Origin of the sequence: Bacillus sp. LUNF1 (assembly GCF_011008975.1) — a bacterium.
Taxonomy (GTDB): Bacteria; Bacillota; Bacilli; order Bacillales; family Bacillaceae; genus Bacillus; species Bacillus velezensis.
The window spans coordinates 2377084-2395209 of the sequence record NZ_CP048876.1 but is presented as its reverse complement, the minus strand read 5'-3'; the positions used below and the strand labels follow the sequence as shown (position 1 = coordinate 2395209).

The 18126-nt window shown below is 49.9% G+C and carries 16 protein-coding genes; 15 read left to right on the top strand and 1 reads right to left on the bottom strand.

What is annotated here, in order from left to right; all coding sequences use genetic code 11:
• Positions 1-53 precede the first annotated feature (53 nt).
• The 7 genes from G4O42_RS11375 (at position 54) to prpB (ending at position 7645) form a co-directional block, all read left to right on the top strand.
• Positions 54-791 carry a glycerophosphodiester phosphodiesterase gene (locus G4O42_RS11375; RefSeq protein ID WP_032874064.1) on the top strand — a complete coding sequence of 246 codons (738 nt, stop codon included), beginning with the start codon at positions 54-56 and terminating at the stop codon, positions 789-791.
• A gap of 140 nt (positions 792-931) precedes the next feature.
• Complete coding sequence (locus tag G4O42_RS11370; RefSeq protein ID WP_032874066.1) at positions 932-2113, top strand: acetyl-CoA C-acetyltransferase; 1182 nt, start codon at positions 932-934, stop codon at positions 2111-2113.
• A gap of 19 nt (positions 2114-2132) precedes the next feature.
• Positions 2133-2984, top strand: coding sequence for a 3-hydroxybutyryl-CoA dehydrogenase (locus tag G4O42_RS11365; RefSeq protein WP_032874068.1), 852 nt, complete (start codon positions 2133-2135; stop codon positions 2982-2984).
• Between the two features lie 29 nt (positions 2985-3013).
• Positions 3014-4147, top strand: coding sequence for an acyl-CoA dehydrogenase (locus G4O42_RS11360; protein WP_032874070.1), 1134 nt, complete (start codon positions 3014-3016; stop codon positions 4145-4147).
• Positions 4148-4170: 23 nt separating this feature from the next.
• On the top strand, positions 4171-5268 hold the full coding sequence (gene mmgD / locus G4O42_RS11355) for a citrate synthase (protein WP_032874072.1): 1098 nt from the start codon (positions 4171-4173) through the stop codon (positions 5266-5268).
• Positions 5269-5293: 25 nt separating this feature from the next.
• On the top strand, positions 5294-6721 hold the full coding sequence (locus G4O42_RS11350; RefSeq protein ID WP_032874074.1) for a bifunctional 2-methylcitrate dehydratase/aconitate hydratase: 1428 nt from the start codon (positions 5294-5296) through the stop codon (positions 6719-6721).
• 18 nt (positions 6722-6739) lie between these two features.
• Positions 6740-7645: a methylisocitrate lyase gene (gene prpB, locus G4O42_RS11345; RefSeq protein WP_032874076.1), complete on the top strand. Its 906-nt coding sequence runs from the start codon at positions 6740-6742 to the stop codon at positions 7643-7645.
• Positions 7646-7672: 27 nt separating this feature from the next.
• On the opposite strand, the gene G4O42_RS11340 is transcribed toward prpB, so the two are convergent.
• Positions 7673-7915, bottom strand: a complete 243-nt coding sequence (locus G4O42_RS11340; RefSeq protein WP_007408378.1) for a DUF2627 domain-containing protein — start codon at positions 7913-7915, stop codon at positions 7673-7675.
• Positions 7916-8068: 153 nt separating this feature from the next.
• On the opposite strand from G4O42_RS11340, the gene G4O42_RS11335 reads away from it, so the two are divergent.
• The 8 genes from G4O42_RS11335 to G4O42_RS11300 all read left to right on the top strand — a co-directional run bounded on the left by G4O42_RS11335 (position 8069) and on the right by G4O42_RS11300 (position 18101).
• Positions 8069-10138, top strand: coding sequence for a sigma-54 interaction domain-containing protein (locus G4O42_RS11335; protein ID WP_032874078.1), 2070 nt, complete (start codon positions 8069-8071; stop codon positions 10136-10138).
• Positions 10139-10260: 122 nt separating this feature from the next.
• Positions 10261-11154, top strand: a complete 894-nt coding sequence (yqiS, locus tag G4O42_RS11330; protein ID WP_015417787.1) for a phosphate butyryltransferase — start codon at positions 10261-10263, stop codon at positions 11152-11154.
• Between the two features lie 13 nt (positions 11155-11167).
• Positions 11168-12262 (top strand): branched-chain amino acid dehydrogenase, encoded by a 1095-nt coding sequence (bcd, locus tag G4O42_RS11325; protein ID WP_007612452.1) that lies wholly within the window; start codon positions 11168-11170, stop codon positions 12260-12262.
• A 17-nt stretch (positions 12263-12279) separates the two neighbouring features.
• Entirely contained in the window at positions 12280-13395 is a 1116-nt protein-coding gene (gene buk / locus G4O42_RS11320; protein ID WP_087920770.1) for a butyrate kinase, read from the top strand.
• Positions 13385-14806: a dihydrolipoyl dehydrogenase gene (gene lpdA / locus G4O42_RS11315; RefSeq protein WP_032874082.1), complete on the top strand. Its 1422-nt coding sequence runs from the start codon at positions 13385-13387 to the stop codon at positions 14804-14806. The genes buk and lpdA overlap by 11 nt, the downstream gene beginning before the upstream one ends.
• 22 nt (positions 14807-14828) lie before the next feature.
• Positions 14829-15821, top strand: coding sequence for a thiamine pyrophosphate-dependent dehydrogenase E1 component subunit alpha (locus tag G4O42_RS11310; RefSeq protein ID WP_032874085.1), 993 nt, complete (start codon positions 14829-14831; stop codon positions 15819-15821).
• Between the two features lie 12 nt (positions 15822-15833).
• On the top strand, positions 15834-16817 hold the full coding sequence (bfmBAB, locus tag G4O42_RS11305) for a 3-methyl-2-oxobutanoate dehydrogenase subunit beta (protein ID WP_032874088.1): 984 nt from the start codon (positions 15834-15836) through the stop codon (positions 16815-16817).
• 21 nt (positions 16818-16838) lie between these two features.
• Complete coding sequence (locus G4O42_RS11300) at positions 16839-18101, top strand: dihydrolipoamide acetyltransferase family protein (RefSeq protein ID WP_032874090.1); 1263 nt, start codon at positions 16839-16841, stop codon at positions 18099-18101.
• Positions 18102-18126: the final 25 nt, after the last annotated feature.

Here is an 18126-nt window from a genome sequence, read left to right as displayed (position 1 = left end):
TGCATAACGATTATAATAGAGAAAACCGATGACAAACACCTGAGGTGACACATATGACGAATATTTTTGCCCACCGGGGGGCGTCGGGCGACTGCCCTGAAAATACGATGCCCGCATTCAAAAAAGCGATTGAGGACGGGGCTGACGGAATCGAACTTGATGTACAGATGACAAAAGACGGCCGGATCGTGGTCATTCACGATGAAACCCTCGACCGCACAACGTCTTTGAAAGGATTTGTGAAAGATACGGCGTATGACAAAATCAGAACCGCCGATGCCGCCGGAAAATGGAAAGATTCTTTTAAAGGAGTCAGGATTCCGCTTTTGTCAGATGTGCTGCGTTTTGCGGAACGTGCTGATTTTCTGATAAACATTGAGCTGAAAAACAGTGTATTCCGTTACGAAGGAATGGAAGAAGAAGTGATTAAAAAAGTCAGATATTACGGACTGGAAAAGCGCGTTATTTTTTCTTCATTTAATCATGAGAGTCTCGCGGTTTGCCACGCCCTGGCACCTGAAATTGAACGGGCGGTGCTGACAATGGATGTACTGTACCGGCCTGAACGGTATCTTGCAGCCATTCCCGCTTCGGGTTATCATCCGAAGCTCGGTACGCCGGCGGTCAGCGCTGAAGTGATCAAACATCTTGCAAAACACCAAGCGGCGCTCCGTCCGTTCACCGTCAATCGTCCTGAGGATATGAAGCAGCTGATGAAAGCGGGAGCAGACGCAATTTTTACCGATTATCCAAAGCTGGCTGTTTCTATAAAAGAAGAATGCCGCAGCTGAGAAGACTGTTCAGACAGTCTTCTTTTTTTATGGGCGGGAAAAAGGCGGTGCACTCATAACTCGGTCAGCCGGTTCATATATTGTAACAGGGCGTTTTGTGTAAGCGTTATCTTTTATCTTATTGAAAGTGAGGCAAAATTGTGGGAAAAACGGTTATCGTCAGTGCGGCAAGAACGCCGTTCGGAAAATTCGGCGGCGCATTAAAAGAGGTAAAGGCAGCCGAGCTTGGCGGCATTGCCATAAAAGAAGCAATCAAGCGCGCCGCTATCAGTGAAAGCGAAGCGGAAGGAGCGGTGATGGGAATGGTCGTCCAGGCGGGTGCCGGGCAGATTCCGGCACGGCAGGCTGCAAGATATGCCGGGCTTCCGTGGTCCGTTCCGGCTGAAACCATTAATAAGGTCTGTGCATCAGGGCTCAGGGCCGTTACCATCTGTGATCAAATGATTCGGGCGAAAGATGCGGACGTGCTGATTGCAGGCGGAATGGAAAGCATGAGCAACATTCCGTACGCCATTCCGGCCGGCCGCTGGGGTGTGAGGATGGGGGACGGGGTGTTTCAGGATTTAATGGTTCATGACGGGCTGACCTGTGCGTTCGACCAGGTCCATATGGCTGTCCACGGAAGCACTGCGGCCAAAAAGTACGGCATTTCCCGGGATGAACAGGATCATTACGCTCTTTTGAGCCAGAAACGCGCGGCAGAGGCGGCTGAAGCGGGCAAATTGCATGAAGAAATTGTTCCCGTCACCTGGACCGGCAAAAAGGGCAAACAGCATACCGTTGAAGCGGATGAGGGGCTGCGCCCTGATACGAGCCTTGAGCAGCTTGCAGCGCTCAAGCCAATTTTTACAGCCGACGGAACGGTTACAGCCGGAAACGCTCCCGGTGTAAATGACGGGGCCGGAGCATTTGTGCTGATGTCAGAGGAAAAAGCCGCAAAGCAGCATGTCAGGCCGCTCGCAGCGATACTTGGCTTTGCGTCAGTCGGACTGGAAGCGTCCGAGCTGGCAAGCGCGCCGGGAGAGGCCATCAGCCGGCTCTTGACAAAAACCGGACTGTCCGTTGACGATATTGATTTGTTTGAAGTAAATGAAGCATTTGCGTCCGTCGTGCTGGTGAGTGAAAAAATAGCCGGGTTCAGCCGGGAAAAAGTGAATGTGAACGGAGGGGCAATCGCGTTCGGCCACCCGATCGGCGCAAGCGGAGCGAGAATCATCATGAGTTTAATATACGAATTAAAGCGTCGCGGAGGGGGTTTAGGCGTAGCTGCTATATGCAGCGGAGCGGCTCAAGGAGATGCCGTCCTGCTTGAGGTGTACTGATCAAAGGAGGGAGCGCCGGATGAAGATGAAAACAATCATGGTCGCAGGTGCGGGTCAGATGGGAGCAGGCATCGCGCAGACGGCTGCAGAAGCCGGGTTTGCCGTCAAGTTATACGATTGGGAGCCGGAAACGGTAACAAAAGGTCTTCATCGCATAAAGACAAACCTGGAGAAAGAGCAGGCAAAAGGACGGAAGTCACAGCAGGAGACAGATGCCGTTTTCAGCCGTATTTCCCCGGCAGAACTCAGAGAAGCGGAAGATGCTGATTTTATAATTGAAGCCATTGCCGAAAACAAAAAAGCAAAAGCAGAATTGTTTGACACACTAGATAAAATCTGTCCCCCTCATGCCGTATTGGCAAGCAATACGTCTTCTCTTCCCATTACAGAGCTTGCCGCGGCCACAAAAAGGCCTGAAAAAGTAATCGGCATGCATTTTATGAATCCGGTTCCTGTCATGGAGCTTGTCGAAGTCATCAGAGGACTCGCCACATCGGAAGAAACGGCGGAAACAGTAAAGCAGCTTGCCGTCCGGATGAATAAAACCCCTGTCGAAGTCAATGACTTCCCGGGCTTTATATCTAATCGCATATTAATGCCGATGATTAACGAAGCCGTTTATTGCCTTTACGAAGGAGCAGCTTCAAAGGAAGCGATTGATGCGGTGATGAAGCTCGGCATGCGGCACCCGATGGGTCCTTTAACATTAGCTGACTTCATCGGGCTGGATACGTGCCTTTCCATTATGGAGGTTCTCTATGCGGGGCTCGGAGATCCGAAATACCGCCCATGCCCTCTGCTCAGAAAATATGTCAGCGCCGGCTGGCTCGGCAAAAAAAGCGGGCGCGGTTTTTATGAGTACGGCAGATGACGTAAAGATCATGAGGGGAGACGGCAGCTATGCATTTTACAGAAGAGCACATCATGATGAGAAAAATGGTGCGTGATTTTGCCCGCAAGGAAATCGCGCCGGTGGTTGAGCTCATGGAATCAACAGATGAATTTCCGGAGCGGCTGATTAAAAAAATGGGCGAAGCGGGATTGATGGGCATTCCCGTCCCGGAAACTTACGGCGGGGCGGGTGCTGATACAACATCTTACATTTTAGCGATTCATGAAATATCAAAAGTCAGCGCGGCCGTCGGCGTCATTTTGTCCGTCCACACATCGGTAGGGACAATCCCGATTTTGCATTTCGGGACAGAAGCCCAAAAACAAGCGTATATTCCGAAGCTGGCAGCGGGCGAATATATTGGGGCATTTGCGCTTACTGAGCCTCAATCCGGATCTGATGCGGGAAGCCTGAAAACAAGAGCCGTACAAAAAGGCGGTTCATATATTCTGAACGGTTCAAAAATCTTTATTACTAACGGCGGAGCGGCAGATTTGTATCTGACATTCGCCATAACCGATCCGGGTAAGGGGAGAAAGGGGATTTCAGCGTTTATCGTTGAAAAAAACACACCCGGTTTTTCTATCGGAAAAAAAGAAAAAAAGCTCGGATTGTTAGGTTCCAATACTGTCGATTTGCAGTTTGACCAAGCGGAAATTCCGATTGAAAACCGGCTCGGCGAAGAGGGCGAAGGCTTTTCAATCGCCATGAAAAACCTTGAAGTCGGACGGATCGGCATAGCGGCTCAGGCGCTCGGGATTATCGAAGCGGCGCTCGGCTGCTCGGTGGAGTACGCCAAAACCCGCAGCCAGTTCGGCAGACCCATCGCTTCGAATCAGGCCGTTTCATTTAAATTATCTGACATGGCGACGAATGCGGAAGCTGCCAAATTATTGGTCTATCATGCTGCTGATCTGTATCAGCGAGGGCTTCCGTGCGGAAAAGAAGCATCTATGGCGAAGCAATTTGCGTCCGATGCGGCGATGAAAGCGGCGGTGGAGGCTGTGCAGATTCACGGCGGTTACGGCTATATGAAAGAGTATCCCGCGGAGCGTTTATTTCGGGATGCGAAAGTCACGCAAATTTATGAAGGAACCAATGAGATTCAAAGGCTGATTATTTCTAAGTATCTTCTTCAATAAAAAGTGCGCAAAGGAGCGAAACCATGGAATCTTATTCTCCCGGTTTAGATGGCGTCATTGCGGTGGAAACGGGGATTTCTTTCCTGGATACACAGCAGGGCAGTATTTTAATCAAAGGCCACGATCTGATTGAGCTTTCTAAAACGGCCGGCTATATGGACATTGTTCATCTCTTATTGGAAGACAGACTTCCTGATGCGAAAGAGAAGGCGGCGCTTGAAGAAGACGTTCGGCGCGGCGGACACCTTCCCGAGGAAATCTTGCACATATGCCGTCTGCTGCCCGAACATACTCACCCGATGGACGGACTGAGGACGGGTTTGTCCGCGCTTGGAGGCTTTGACAAGGACATCGATGACCGTTCATCTTCCGTAAATCAGCACCGTGTACGCGGACTGATAGGCAAAATGCCGAATCTGACGGTCAACAGCTATCGAGTCATCAACGGGCTGGAGCCTTTGGCGCCGGTCGGAACCTTATCATACAGCGCAAACTTTTTATATATGATTACCGGAAAAACGCCGTCATCTTTGGAAGAAGAAATCTTCGACAGGTCGCTTCTTTTATACAGTGAGCATGAATTGCCGAATTCAACGTTTACGGCCCGTGTCATTGCTTCGACGCAATCGGATATTTACGGCGCGCTGACCGGAGCCGTCGCCTCGCTTAAAGGAAACCTTCACGGCGGCGCGAACGAAGCGGTTATGTACATGCTTGAAGAAGCGAAGGATACAGATGGGTTTACACAATTATTAACTCGAAAACTCGCAAACAAAGAAAAAATCATGGGCTTCGGCCACCGTGTCTACATGAAAAAAATGGACCCGAGGGCGCTCATGATGAAAGAAGCGTTAAAAAAGCTGTCTGATCTTTCAGGTGATTTCCGTCTTTATCATATGTGTGAAGCCGGCGAAACCGTCATGAGGGAGAAAAAAGGCCTTTATCCGAATTTAGATTACTACGCAGCGCCGGTCTATTACATGCTCGGCATCCCGATACCGCTGTACACGCCTATATTCTTCAGCGCACGCACGGTCGGCCTGTGTGCCCACGTCATTGAACAGCACAGCCGAAACCGGCTTTTCCGCCCGCGTGTCCGCTATACCGGAGCGCGCCTATAAACAGATGAGAAAGGAAGATGAAAACATGACAGAACCCCGCCGAATGGACGCTGTAATCGAAGAGATTTCGGACTACGTGCTCCATCAGGAGATTGACAGTTCAGAAGCTTTCGCTACGGCAGGACATGTGCTTCTTGATACGATAGGCTGCGGAATTTTGGCGCTCAGCTATCCCGAATGTACAAAGCTGCTCGGCCCGATTGTCCCGGGAACCTCCGTGCCCAACGGCAGCAGAGTCCCGGGCACGCCTTTTGTTTTAGACCCGGTCACGGCTGCTTTTAATATCGGCTGTATCAACAGGTGGCTTGATTATAATGATACGTGGCTTGCGGCGGAATGGGGTCATCCGTCTGACAATCTCGGAGGCATATTGGCTTGTGCGGATTATATATCCAGAGTGCGGATTTCAGAAGGGAAAGAACCGCTTATCGTGCGCGATGTGCTTTGCGCAATGATCAAAGCGCACGAAATTCAAGGGATTCTCGCTTTGGAAAACAGCTTAAACAGAGTGGGGCTTGACCATGTGCTGTTTGTGAAAGTGGCGACTGCGGCTGTTTGCGCGCAAATGCTGGGCGGCTCAAAAGAGGAAATCAATAACGCCGTATCTCATGCCTGGATTGATAATTCAAGCCTCAGAACGTACCGTCATGCGCCGAATACCGGATCACGCAAATCATGGGCGGCCGGCGATGCGACGAGCAGAGGGGTATATTTGGCCCTTATGGCGCACAAAGGTGAAATGGGGTACCCGACGGCTCTGACCGCATCTGGGTGGGGATTTCAAGACGTATTGTTTAACCGGCAGGAAATAAAGCTTGCCCGCCCGCTTGGGTCCTATGTGATGGAGAATGTTCTGTTTAAAGTATCCTACCCGGCTGAATTCCATGCGCAGACAGCAGCGGAATGCGCGGTCCGGCTTCATCCGGAGGTGAAAGACCGCATCGAAGACATTGACAGGATCACGATTATGACGCATGAGTCGGCAATCCGGATTATCGATAAAAAAGGGCCGCTTCACAATCCGGCTGACCGGGATCACTGCCTCCAGTACATTACGGCAATCGGGCTGCTTTTCGGAGATATCACGGCGGATCATTATGAAGAGGAAACGGCGTCTGACCCGCGAATTGATACATTGCGGAGCAAAATGGAGGTGACGGAACACAAAGCGTACTCAAAAGATTACTTAGACCCGAATAAGCGATCCATATCAAATGCCGTACAGGTGCATTTTACAGACGGCACGGCTACGGGACGGATTGAATGTGAATACCCGCTCGGGCACCGGTTCCGCAGAAAAGAAGCCGTTCCGAAAATTCTTGCCAAGTTTTCAGCAAACATCAGCACTCATTTTTCGTTGAAGCAGCAGCGAAAAATCGAAGAGGCCTGCGAACATAGAGGCCGAATGCAGAAGCTCAGCGTTAGTGAATTTATGGACTTATTTCTCGTATAAAATAGGAGGGTGACAAACATGACGTGGATCGTCAGCGAGCAGTCGTCTCAAGAGGAGCTTGCAGAGCGGTTCCGTACGCTGATGACAGCGCCGGATCTACTGCAGATCCCCGGCGCCCATGATGCGATGGCCGCTCTTATCGCCAAGAAAACGGGGTTTTCGGCTCTTTATTTATCAGGCGCGGCTTACACGGCGAGCAGAGGGCTGCCCGATTTAGGGATCATCACGTCGGCGGAAATGGCTGAACGGGTTAAAGATCTGGTCCGCTCGTCTGATCTGCCCGTCCTTGTCGATATTGACACGGGTTTCGGAGGAGTGCTGAATGCCGCCCGGACGGCGAAAGAAATGTATGAAGCGCGCGCGGCCGCCGTCCAGATGGAGGATCAACGCCTGCCGAAAAAATGCGGACATCTGAATGGGAAGCAGCTCGTGCCGATTGAAGAAATGACGCAAAAAATCCAAGCGGTCAAGCGGGCCGCGCCGACTCTTCTTGTTGTTGCGAGAACAGACGCCAGACAGCAGGAAGGACTGGAGGGGGCATTAAAAAGGGCGTCCGATTATATAAAAGCGGGTGCTGACGCTGTTTTTCCGGAAGCGCTCCAATCCGAAAGTGAATTCAGAGCGTTTTCCAAACAAATCAGTGTGCCGATTCTCGCAAACATGACTGAATTCGGAAAAACGCCGTATTACAGTGCTGATGAATTTTCCGATATGGGCTGTCAGATGGTCATTTACCCGGTCACGTCACTCAGAACGGCGGCCAAGGCTTTTGAGCGTATTTTCCGCCTTCTGAAAGAAGAAGGCTCGCAAAAAGAGGGGCTTTCGGATATGCAGACGAGAAAAGAATTATATGAAACGATCGCTTACGATGACTATGAAGAACTGGATCAATCCATTGCCAAAACAATACTGCCGGACGACTGAAAAAGCCCTTTTTTTGCAAGGGCTTTTTTACAGCTTTTTTTTCCTGAACCGCGGGCTGACTTGATTGCGTTTCCGATCTCTGTACAGAATAAACCCGGCCAGAACATAAAGGCCGAACAAAAAAAACGCCAATCCGGCCGCCCCCTGAAGAAAAAGGGACGGAAACGGGGAAAACGCATGCCCGAACAATGCATCTCTCATCAGCTTAATGCCGAGCGCCGCGACAGCGCCGGGGAGGACCAGAATCAAAAGCGCAACAAGCCGGCTCATATTCAGAAAACCCCTTTACGATATGTTTTCCTTTATTGTCCAATCGAAAAAATATTTTGTCAAGAGATCAAAACGTGGTAACATAGGGGTTGTGCAAATTATTGCAACGGGAAATACAGGTGTGCAAATTTTTTCATATAAAGGGGTATCGGGATGCAGAAGGTGCTGATTATAGGTGCTGGTAAAGGAGGCACGGCGCTCCTACAGATTTTGATGAAAACAAAGCTGATCCGGATTATTGCGGTGGTTGATCAAGATCCGGAGGCGCAAGGGCTGCAAGAAGCCCGGAAATATGGAATTGCAACCTCATCAGATTGGAAACCCTACATAACTGAAGATATAGATATTATCATCCATACAACAGGCGATAAAGCGGTCATGGATGAGCTGCTCCAAGAAAAAAAAGAACAAACCATCGTCATGCCGGGAAAATTGGCGTACATGGTGTTTCAGCTGATGGAGGAAAAACAGCAGCTTATCCAAATGCTGAAGTCGCAGACGTATAAGCATGACCGGATTTTTAATTCAACGCACGACGGCATGATTTTTATAGACGTCAACGAAACGATCATTTTATTTAATCAGATGGCAGAAAAAATGGTCGGCCAAAAACGGGAGGATGTCATCGGCCGCCAAATTAAAGATGTAGTGCCGAACACAAAGCTGCCGCGGATTCTGGAAACGAGAGAGCCGGAATATAACCAGAAGCAGCTTCTCGGAAAGCACCTGCAGATTGTCACGACAAGACTGCCGATCATTGATGAAGGCGGAAAACTTCTCGGCGCGTTATGCGTGTTTAAAGACATCACCGACGCAGTTGAACTGGCGGAAGAGGTCACGAACTTAAAACAAATCCGCACCATGCTTGAAGCGATTATACAATCATCAGACGAGGCCATTTCTGTCGTTGATGAAAACGGCATCGGAATGTTAATCAACAAAGCGTATACAAAAATGACCGGGCTGTCAGAAAGCGAAGTCATCGGAAAACCCGCTTCCACCGATATCTCAGAAGGGGAAAGCATGCATCTGAAAGTATTGGGGACAAGGCGGCCCGTGCGGGGTGTGAGGATGAAGGTCGGCCCCAATAAAAAGGATGTCATCGTAAATGTTGCCCCCGTTATTGTGGACGGTATTTTAAAAGGCAGCGTCGGCGTCATTCACGATGTGTCAGAAATTAAAACGCTGACTGCTGAGCTGAATCGGGCGCGCCAGATCATCCGCACGCTTGAAGCGAAATACACGTTTGATGACATTATCGGCACGAGTGAACAAATGCTGGTCGCCCTTGAACAGGCGAAGCTCGGGGCGAAAACGCCGGCGACGATTCTGTTGCGGGGAGAATCCGGCACAGGAAAAGAACTTTTCGCCCACGCCATCCATAATGAAAGCGACCGAAAATACAATAAGTTCATTCGGGTCAATTGTGCGGCCCTGTCTGAATCCCTGCTAGAATCCGAGCTTTTCGGCTATGAGGAAGGCGCGTTTACGGGCGCGAGGCGCGGAGGCAAAAAAGGACTTTTTGAGGAAGCGAATAACGGCAGCATTTTCTTAGATGAAATTGGAGAGCTGACCCAAAGCACCCAGGCAAAGCTGCTCAGAGTTCTGCAGGAAAAAGAAATTATCAGAGTCGGCGGCGCTAAAGCGATTTCTGTCAATGTCAGAATTATCGCAGCGACAAACGTCAATATCGAAAAGGCCATGGCGGAAGGCGCGTTCCGTGAAGACCTGTATTACCGGATTAACCGCTATCCGATCTCAATCCCGCCGCTTCGGCAGCGCAAAGAAGATATTGAAGCGCTGAGCATTCGGCTCATTGAAAAAATCAATCAGGATTACGGCCGCAATGTAAAGGGGCTCACGCCGAACGCGCTGCGAGCTTTATCAGCCTACAGCTGGCCGGGAAACGTCCGGGAGCTTGAAAATGTTCTCGGACGGGCAATGATATTTTTAGAGCCGCACATGGAACGGATCGAACAGCAGCATCTGCCTGTTTTTGAATCAGAGCTGAATGAAAAAAACGGCACCCAAAGTGATTTTCCGGATGTGGAAGGGGAAAAGCTGTCTCAGGCTGTTGAAAAATTTGAAGCGCACGTCATTCAAAAAACGCTTGAAAAGCATAAATTCAACCGAACCAAAACGGCAAAAGCGCTTGGTGTCAGCATTCGGAACCTGTACTACAAAATGGACAAGTACGGCCTTGCAAATGACGGCATGCAATAAATTGCAGAGAAAGCGCAAACAGCTGCATGTTTTCTTGAAAAAAGCCGGAATAAACCCTCCCGCATATTTGGCACGGAACTTGCATTGTTAAAAGCGGATTCGCACAAGGAAGGTGGTACAAAATGAAGCTGAGAGACCTAGTTGAAAAAGCCGCGGCAAAAAACGCAAAAACCATTGCAGTGGCCCACGCAGCAGATAAAGAAGTGATCCAGGCCGTCAAAATGGCGGCAGAACACTTGTCGGCACGATTTTTACTGACGGGTGACAGCGGAAAGCTGAAAGAGCTTCTGGCAAATGAGCCGAAGTTCAATGCTGAAATCATCCACGCCGATTCACCCGAAGAATCTGCGGCAAAAGCAGTGCGCGCAGTGCGTGAACAAGAGGCGGACGTTTTAATGAAAGGGAATCTCCCGAGCTCAACTCTTCTGAAATCGGTTTTAAACCGCCATGAAGGGCTTCGTTCAAAAAGGGTGTTGTCACATGTAGCCGTTTTTGAGGTGCCGGACTATGACCGGCTGATGTATGTGACTGATTCAGCGCTGAACATTGCCCCGTCTCTTGAAGAGCTCGGGCATATTCTGCAAAATGCGGTTCATGTCGCACATTCAGTAGGGAATCCTATGCCGAAAGCAGCAGTCCTTGCCGCTATTGAAACGGTTAATCCGAAAATGGAGGCGACCCTGAACGCGGCTGCGATCGTCCAGATGTGCAACAGAGGGCAGATTACCGGCTGCATTGCGGACGGACCGCTAGCTTTGGATAATGCCGTATCCCAAGCGGCTGCGCTGCAAAAAGGGATTTCCGGAAGCGTAGCGGGCCAGGCGGATATTCTCTTGGTTCCTTCAATCGAGGCCGGAAATATGCTTTATAAGTCAATGATTTATTTTGCGAAAGCAAATGTTGCTGCCGTCATCGCCGGTGCAAAAGCGCCGATCGCATTAACGAGCAGAGCGGATACCGCAGAAAATAAACTGTATTCAATTGCGCTTGCGATTTGCGCATCACAAGAACAGTAGGAGGAACGAACCTATGGAAATTTTTAAATATATGGAGACTTATGATTACGAACAATTGGTATTCTGCCAAGATGAACAATCCGGATTAAAAGCGATCATCGCGATTCATGATACGACGCTCGGCCCAGCACTCGGCGGAACAAGAATGTGGACATATGACAGTGAAGAAGCGGCGATTGAAGATGCACTAAGACTCGCAAAAGGCATGACTTATAAAAATGCGGCTGCCGGTTTAAACTTAGGCGGCGGGAAAACCGTTATTATCGGAGACCCGCGCAAAGATAAAAATGAAGAAATGTTCCGCGCGTTCGGGCGCTACATCCAAGGCTTAAACGGAAGGTATATTACGGCGGAAGACGTCGGCACAACCGTTGAAGATATGGACATCATTCATGATGAAACAGACTATGTAACCGGAATTTCTCCGGCATTCGGTTCATCAGGAAATCCGTCCCCGGTTACGGCATACGGCGTCTACAAAGGGATGAAAGCCGCAGCGAAAGCGGCGTTTGGCACTGATTCACTGGAAGGTAAAACAATTGCCGTGCAAGGCGTGGGAAATGTGGCTTACAATCTATGCCGCCACCTTCACGAAGAAGGTGCTTCTTTAATCGTAACGGATATCAATAAAGAATCTGTTAAACGTGCCGTTGAGGACTTCGGCGCCCGCGCAGTTGATCCCGACGACATTTACTCACAGGCGTGCGATATTTATGCCCCATGTGCTCTCGGCGCCGTCATTAACGATGACACGATTAAACAGCTGAAGGCGAAAGTCATTGCGGGAGCGGCCAATAACCAGCTGAAAGAAACACGTCACGGCGATACCATTCATGAAATGGGAATCGTGTACGCTCCGGATTATGTCATCAATGCAGGCGGCGTCATCAATGTGGCCGATGAGCTTTACGGCTACAATGCTGAGCGGGCTTTGAAAAAGGTTGAAGGCATCTATGCAAACATTGAGCGGGTGCTCGATATTTCCGCGCGTGACGGCATTCCGACATACTTAGCGGCTGACCGTCTGGCTGAGGAACGAATTGAGCGCATGCGCCGTTCAAGAAGCCAGTTTCTGCAAAACGGCCAAAGTATATTAAGCAGACGATAGGAATTTGATCTGGAGGTATGAAAATGTTCGAAAAGGAAAAACGCATTCTCATTCTGAATCCAGGCTCAACATCAACGAAAATCGGTGTCTTTCACAATGAACGCTGTATCTTTGAAAAGACGCTGCGGCATCCCGAAGAAGAGCTGAAAACATTTAACACCATCATCGACCAATACGAATTTCGAAAAATAAGCATTCTTGAGTCTTTGCACGAACAGGGCATCAACATTTCAAAGTTCGATGCCGTTTGTGCCAGAGGCGGCCTGCTCAGACCGATTGAGGGCGGCACATATGAAGTGAATGACGCCATGATCACTGATTTGAAAAACGGCTACAACGGCCAGCATGCATCTAATCTGGGCGGAATTATTGCCAGGGAAATAGCTGACGGATTAAATATCCCCGCGTATATCGTCGATCCGGTCGTGGTGGATGAGATGACTCCGCTCGCTAAAGTATCAGGAATGCCTGAAATCAAGCGGAAAAGCATTTTCCATGCTTTGAACCAAAAAGCTGTTGCCCGTCAGGCGGCGGCGTCCCTCGGCAAACGGTATGAACAGATGAAGATGATCGTCACTCATATGGGCGGCGGCACCACAGTCGGTGTCCATGATTGCGGACGGGTGACGGATGTCAACAACGGGCTTCACGGAGAAGGACCCTTCAGCCCGGAGCGCGCGGGAACCGTTCCGGCGGGTGATTTGGTGGAAATGTGTTTTTCCGGCAAGTATTCAAAAGCCGATATGATGAAAAAACTTGTCGGCACGGGCGGACTCTCCGGCTACCTGGGAACAACGGACGCGGTGAAGGTGGAAAAACGCATTCAGGCCGGAGATGAAAACGCGCGTCTCATTTATGACGCAATGGCTTATCAAGTAGCAAAAGAAATCGGGGCGGCAAGCGCCGTTTTAAAAGGAAAAGTAGACATTATCGTCCTGACGGGCGGCTTGGCGTACGGGAAAAGTTTCGTATCCGCCATCAGATCGTACATAGATTGGATTTCGGATGTACTGGTGTACCCGGGAGAAAATGAACTGCAATCTCTCGCGCAAGGCGCGCTTCGGGTTTTAGCCGGTGAGGAGCAGTCAAAGCAATATCAGATCGGCGAAGGAGTGAAAACAAATGGCGACTGAGTATGATGTGGTCATTCTGGGTGGCGGCACGGGCGGTTATGTAGCCGCCATCAGAGCGGCCCAGCTCGGCTTAAAAACGGCCGTTGTAGAAAAAGAAAAGCTCGGCGGAACATGCCTGCATAAAGGATGTATCCCGAGTAAGGCGCTGTTAAGAAGCGCGGAAGTGTACCGAACCGCAAAGGAAGCGGCAGCATTCGGCATTGAAACGGAAGGTGTCTCCCTCCGCTTTGACAGCGTGCAAAAACGAAAGCAGGGAATCGTTGACCGGCTGGCCGGCGGTGTCGCCCACTTGATGAAAAAGGGGAAGATTGATGTATTCAACGGGTACGGACGTATGCTCGGCCCTTCCATCTTCTCACCTCTTCCCGGTACGGTTTCCGTCGAATACGCAAATGGTGAAGAAAACGACATGCTGATACCGAAACAATTGATTATCGCAACCGGTTCAAGGCCGAAAATGCTGCCGGGTTTAGAAGCAGACGGTACTTATATTCTGACATCAGATGAAGCGCTTGAGCTTGAACGTCTGCCCCAATCCATGATGATCGTCGGCGGCGGTGTCATCGGAATTGAATGGGCATCCATGCTGAACGATTTCGGCGTCAATACCACTGTGATTGAATATGCGGACCGCATTTTGCCGACGGAAGACCGTGATATTTCAAGCGAGATGGAAAAACTGTTAACGAAAAAAGGAATTAAGATCGTGACGGGTGCGAAAGTGCTTCCGGATACATTGGAAAAAGCGGACGGCGTTTCAATTGCCGCTGAAAAGAATGGAAAAAAAGAAACGTATCACGCGGAACAAATGCTTGTTTCCATCGGCCGCCAGCCGAACATTGAAGGGATCGGGCTTGAAAACACGGATATTGAAGCGGAAAACGGTTCTATCATCGTGAACGAAGCTGGGCAGACGAAGGAATCGCACATTTATGCGATCGGTGATGTTGTCGGCGGGCTGCAGCTTGCGCATGTGGCCTCCCGTGAGGGCATCATTGCCGTTGAGCATATGGCGGGTCTTAATCCGGCTCCACTTGATGCCGCTCTTGTGCCGAGATGTATTTATTCAAATCCGGAAGCGGCGAGCGTCGGTCTGACAGAAGAGGAAGCTCTTCGAAAAGGGCATGAACTGAAGATCGGGAAGTTTCCGTTCATGGCGATCGGAAAGGCTCTTGTATACGGAGAAAGCGACGGCTTTGTCAAAATCGTCGCCGATCGGAATACAGATGATATTCTCGGTGTTCATATGATCGGCCCGCACGTCACCGATATGATCTCTGAAGCGGGGCTTGCCAAGGTGCTCGACGCGACGCCTTGGGAAATCGGCCAGTCCATACATCCGCATCCGTCGCTGTCAGAAGCGATTGGAGAAGCTGCGTTAGCCGCAGACGGAAACGCGATTCATTTTTAAAAGGAAAGAAGGAGGGGTTTGAATGACTACAAACCGCCATCAAGCATTAGGGCTCTCTGACGAAGAAGCCGTTGAAATGTATAGAACTATGCTGTTAGCCAGAAAAATCGACGAAAGAATGTGGCTCTTAAACCGCTCGGGCAAAATTCCGTTCGTTGTTTCATGTCAAGGACAGGAAGCGGCACAAGTAGGCGCGGCCTATGCCTTAAACCGTGATACCGACTATGTGCTTCCGTACTACAGAGATATAGGGGTTGTGCTTGCATTCGGTATGACTGCAAAGGATTTGATGATGTCGGGTTTTGCGAAAGCAGCTGACCCGAACTCTGGCGGAAGGCAGATGCCGGGCCACTTCGGGCAAAAGGAAAACAGAATCGTAACGGGCTCATCCCCTGTTACGACGCAGGTTCCTCATGCAGTCGGAATCGCGCTTGCGGGACGCATGGATAAAAAGGATATCGTCTCTTTTGTTACCTTTGGAGAAGGATCTTCCAACCAGGGGGATTTTCACGAAGGGGCAAACTTTGCCGCCGTGTATAAACTGCCGGTCATTTTCATGTGTGAAAACAATAAGTATGCCATTTCTGTCCCGTATGACAAACAGGTGGCGTGCGAGAAAATATCCGACCGGGCGGCAGGCTACGGCATGCCGGGAGTCACTGTTGACGGAAACGACCTGCTGGAAGTTTACCGGGTCGTAAAAGAAGCGCGCGAACGGGCGTCTAAAGGCGAAGGCCCTACATTAATAGAAACGGTTTCCTACCGTTTGACGCCGCATTCCAGTGATGACGACGACAGCAGCTACAGAGAACGCGAAGAAGTAGAAGAAGCAAAGAAACAAGATCCGCTTCTTTTATACAAAGCATACTTGCAAGAAGCCGGGCTTCTAGGTGAAGAAGAAGAAAAGACCATGCTGGATGACATCATGGCTATCGTAAACGAAGCGACAGACGAAGCGGAGAAAGCGCCATACGCATCTCCTGAATCAACGCTTGATCACGTTTATGCGAAGTAGGGAGGAATACTTATGTCTGTAATGTCTTATATTGACAGTATTAATGCAGCAATGAAAGAAGAAATGGAAAGAGATCCGCGCGTGTTTGTTCTCGGGGAAGACGTCGGGAGAAAAGGCGGCGTGTTTAAAGCCACGGCAGGTCTCTATGAACAGTTCGGAGAAGAGCGGGTGATGGATACGCCGCTTGCTGAATCAGCGATTGCCGGTGTCGGGATCGGCGCCGCGATGTACGGCATGCGCCCGATTGCCGAGATGCAGTTTGCTGATTTCATTCTGCCTGCGGTCAACCAAATCATTTCAGAAGCGGCAAAAATACGCTACCGTTCAAACAATGATTGGAGCTGTCCGATGGTCATCAGAGCGCCTTACGGCGGCGGCGTGCACGGCGCGTTGTATCATTCCCAATCTGTGGAGGCCATTTTTGCCAACCAGCCGGGCCTTAAAATTGTCATGCCTTCAACTCCTTATGACGCAAAAGGGCTGTTGAAAGCTGCAGTCCGTGACGAAGATCCGGTGCTGTTTTTCGAACATAAGAGGGCGTACCGTCTGATTAAAGGCGAAGTCCCTGCGGATGATTACGTCCTTCCGATCGGAAAGGCGGATGTAAAACGCGAAGGCAGCGACATTACTGTCATTACGTACGGATTATGCGTCCATTTTGCTCTGCAGGCTGCCGAGCGTCTTGAAAAAGACGGAATTTCCGCACACGTATTAGACTTGCGTACGGTTTATCCGTTAGATAAAGAAGCCATCATTGAAGCCGCGTCTAAAACGGGAAAAGTATTGCTGATCACAGAAGATACGAAAGAAGGCGGCATTATGAGCGAAGTCGCCGCCATTATTTCTGAAAACTGCTTATTTGATTTAGACGCGCCGATCAAGCGGCTTGCAGGTCCTGATGTTCCGGCAATGCCTTATGCGCCGGCAATGGAAAAATACTTCATGATGAATCCTGACAAAGCAGAAGCCGCGATGAGAGAATTAGCGGAGTTTTAAAGACGTAAGGAGGTTTTTGACATGGCGATTGAACAAATGGCTATGCCTCAGCTCGGAGAGAGCGTGACGGAAGGGACGATCAGCAAGTGGCTGGTATCCCCCGGTGATCAAGTGAATAAATATGACCCCATTGCGGAGGTCATGACGGATAAAGTGAATGCGGAGGTGCCGTCTTCTTTTACCGGTACGATTACAGAACTTGTAGGAGAAGAAGGCCAGACTCTTGCAGTCGGCGAGATCATCTGCAAAATTGAAACAGAAGAAACGGAAACCGAAGAGGCGCCGAAGCGGGAAGAAGAGCAGAATACCCCTTCAGACACCGATGCAAACCGTCAAGGTAAAGATCAGTCAAATAAAGCGCGTTATTCGCCGGCCGTGCTCAGATTAGCGGGAGAACACGGCATTCAGCTTGAAGAAGTTGAAGGAACGGGTGCAGGCGGAAGAATTACGCGAAAAGACATTCAAAAGATCATTGATTCGGGAATGCAGCAGAAGTCGGAAGCACCGGCGCCGGCTGCCGTTCAAACAACGCAACAAGCGCCGAAACAACAGCAAAAACAAGCACCGGCACCAGCTCTGTCAGCCGGTGATATTGAAATTCCGGTTACAGGCGTCAGAAAAGCCATCGCCGCCAATATGCATAAAAGCAAAACAGAAATTCCACATGCCTGGACGATGATGGAAGTCGACGTCACGAACATGACGGCGTACAGAAACAGCATTAAAGACTCATTTAAACAGAAAGAAGGCTTTAATTTAACGTTTTTCGCTTTCTTTGTAAAAGCGGCGGCGCAGGCTCTCAAGGAGTTCCCGCAGATGAACAGCATGTGGGCGGGAGACAAAATCGTCCAAAAGAAAGACATCAACATCTCCATTGCCGTTGCCACGGAAGATTCGCTGTTTGTTCCGGTTATTAAGCATGCTGATGAAAAAACGATTAAAGGCATAGCCAGAGAAATAACGGACCTTGCGAAAAAAGTGAGAAACGGAAAACTTACCGCGGAAGATATGCAGGGCGGCACATTTACCGTCAATAACACGGGATCTTTCGGCTCAGTTCAATCTATGGGCATTATCAACCATCCCCAGGCGGCGATTCTTCAGGTAGAATCTATCGTCAAACGTCCGGTTGTCATGAATAACGGGATGATCGCCGTTCGTGATATGGTTAATCTTTGCCTGTCTTTAGATCACAGGGTGCTCGACGGGCTCGTGTGCGGCCGATTCCTCGGACGCGTCAAAGAGATCTTAGAAAACATTGATGAACATACTTCCGTCTATTAAAAAAACTCCTTTTGCCCGGGCGGCA

Coding starts and splice junctions, on each gene's coding strand:
- G4O42_RS11375 (WP_032874064.1), top strand. CDS start 54: ATGACGAATATTTTTGCCCACCGGGGGGCGTCGGGCGACTGCCCTGAA.
- G4O42_RS11365 (WP_032874068.1), top strand. CDS start 2,133: ATGAAGATGAAAACAATCATGGTCGCAGGTGCGGGTCAGATGGGAGCA.
- G4O42_RS11360 (WP_032874070.1), top strand. CDS start 3,014: ATGCATTTTACAGAAGAGCACATCATGATGAGAAAAATGGTGCGTGAT.
- mmgD (WP_032874072.1), top strand. CDS start 4,171: ATGGAATCTTATTCTCCCGGTTTAGATGGCGTCATTGCGGTGGAAACG.
- G4O42_RS11350 (WP_032874074.1), top strand. CDS start 5,294: ATGACAGAACCCCGCCGAATGGACGCTGTAATCGAAGAGATTTCGGAC.
- prpB (WP_032874076.1), top strand. CDS start 6,740: ATGACGTGGATCGTCAGCGAGCAGTCGTCTCAAGAGGAGCTTGCAGAG.
- G4O42_RS11340 (WP_007408378.1), bottom strand. CDS start 7,915: ATGAGCCGGCTTGTTGCGCTTTTGATTCTGGTCCTCCCCGGCGCTGTC.
- G4O42_RS11335 (WP_032874078.1), top strand. CDS start 8,069: ATGCAGAAGGTGCTGATTATAGGTGCTGGTAAAGGAGGCACGGCGCTC.
- yqiS (WP_015417787.1), top strand. CDS start 10,261: ATGAAGCTGAGAGACCTAGTTGAAAAAGCCGCGGCAAAAAACGCAAAA.
- bcd (WP_007612452.1), top strand. CDS start 11,168: ATGGAAATTTTTAAATATATGGAGACTTATGATTACGAACAATTGGTA.
- buk (WP_087920770.1), top strand. CDS start 12,280: ATGAAAATGTTCGAAAAGGAAAAACGCATTCTCATTCTGAATCCAGGC.
- lpdA (WP_032874082.1), top strand. CDS start 13,385: ATGGCGACTGAGTATGATGTGGTCATTCTGGGTGGCGGCACGGGCGGT.
- G4O42_RS11310 (WP_032874085.1), top strand. CDS start 14,829: ATGACTACAAACCGCCATCAAGCATTAGGGCTCTCTGACGAAGAAGCC.
- bfmBAB (WP_032874088.1), top strand. CDS start 15,834: ATGTCTGTAATGTCTTATATTGACAGTATTAATGCAGCAATGAAAGAA.
- G4O42_RS11300 (WP_032874090.1), top strand. CDS start 16,839: ATGGCGATTGAACAAATGGCTATGCCTCAGCTCGGAGAGAGCGTGACG.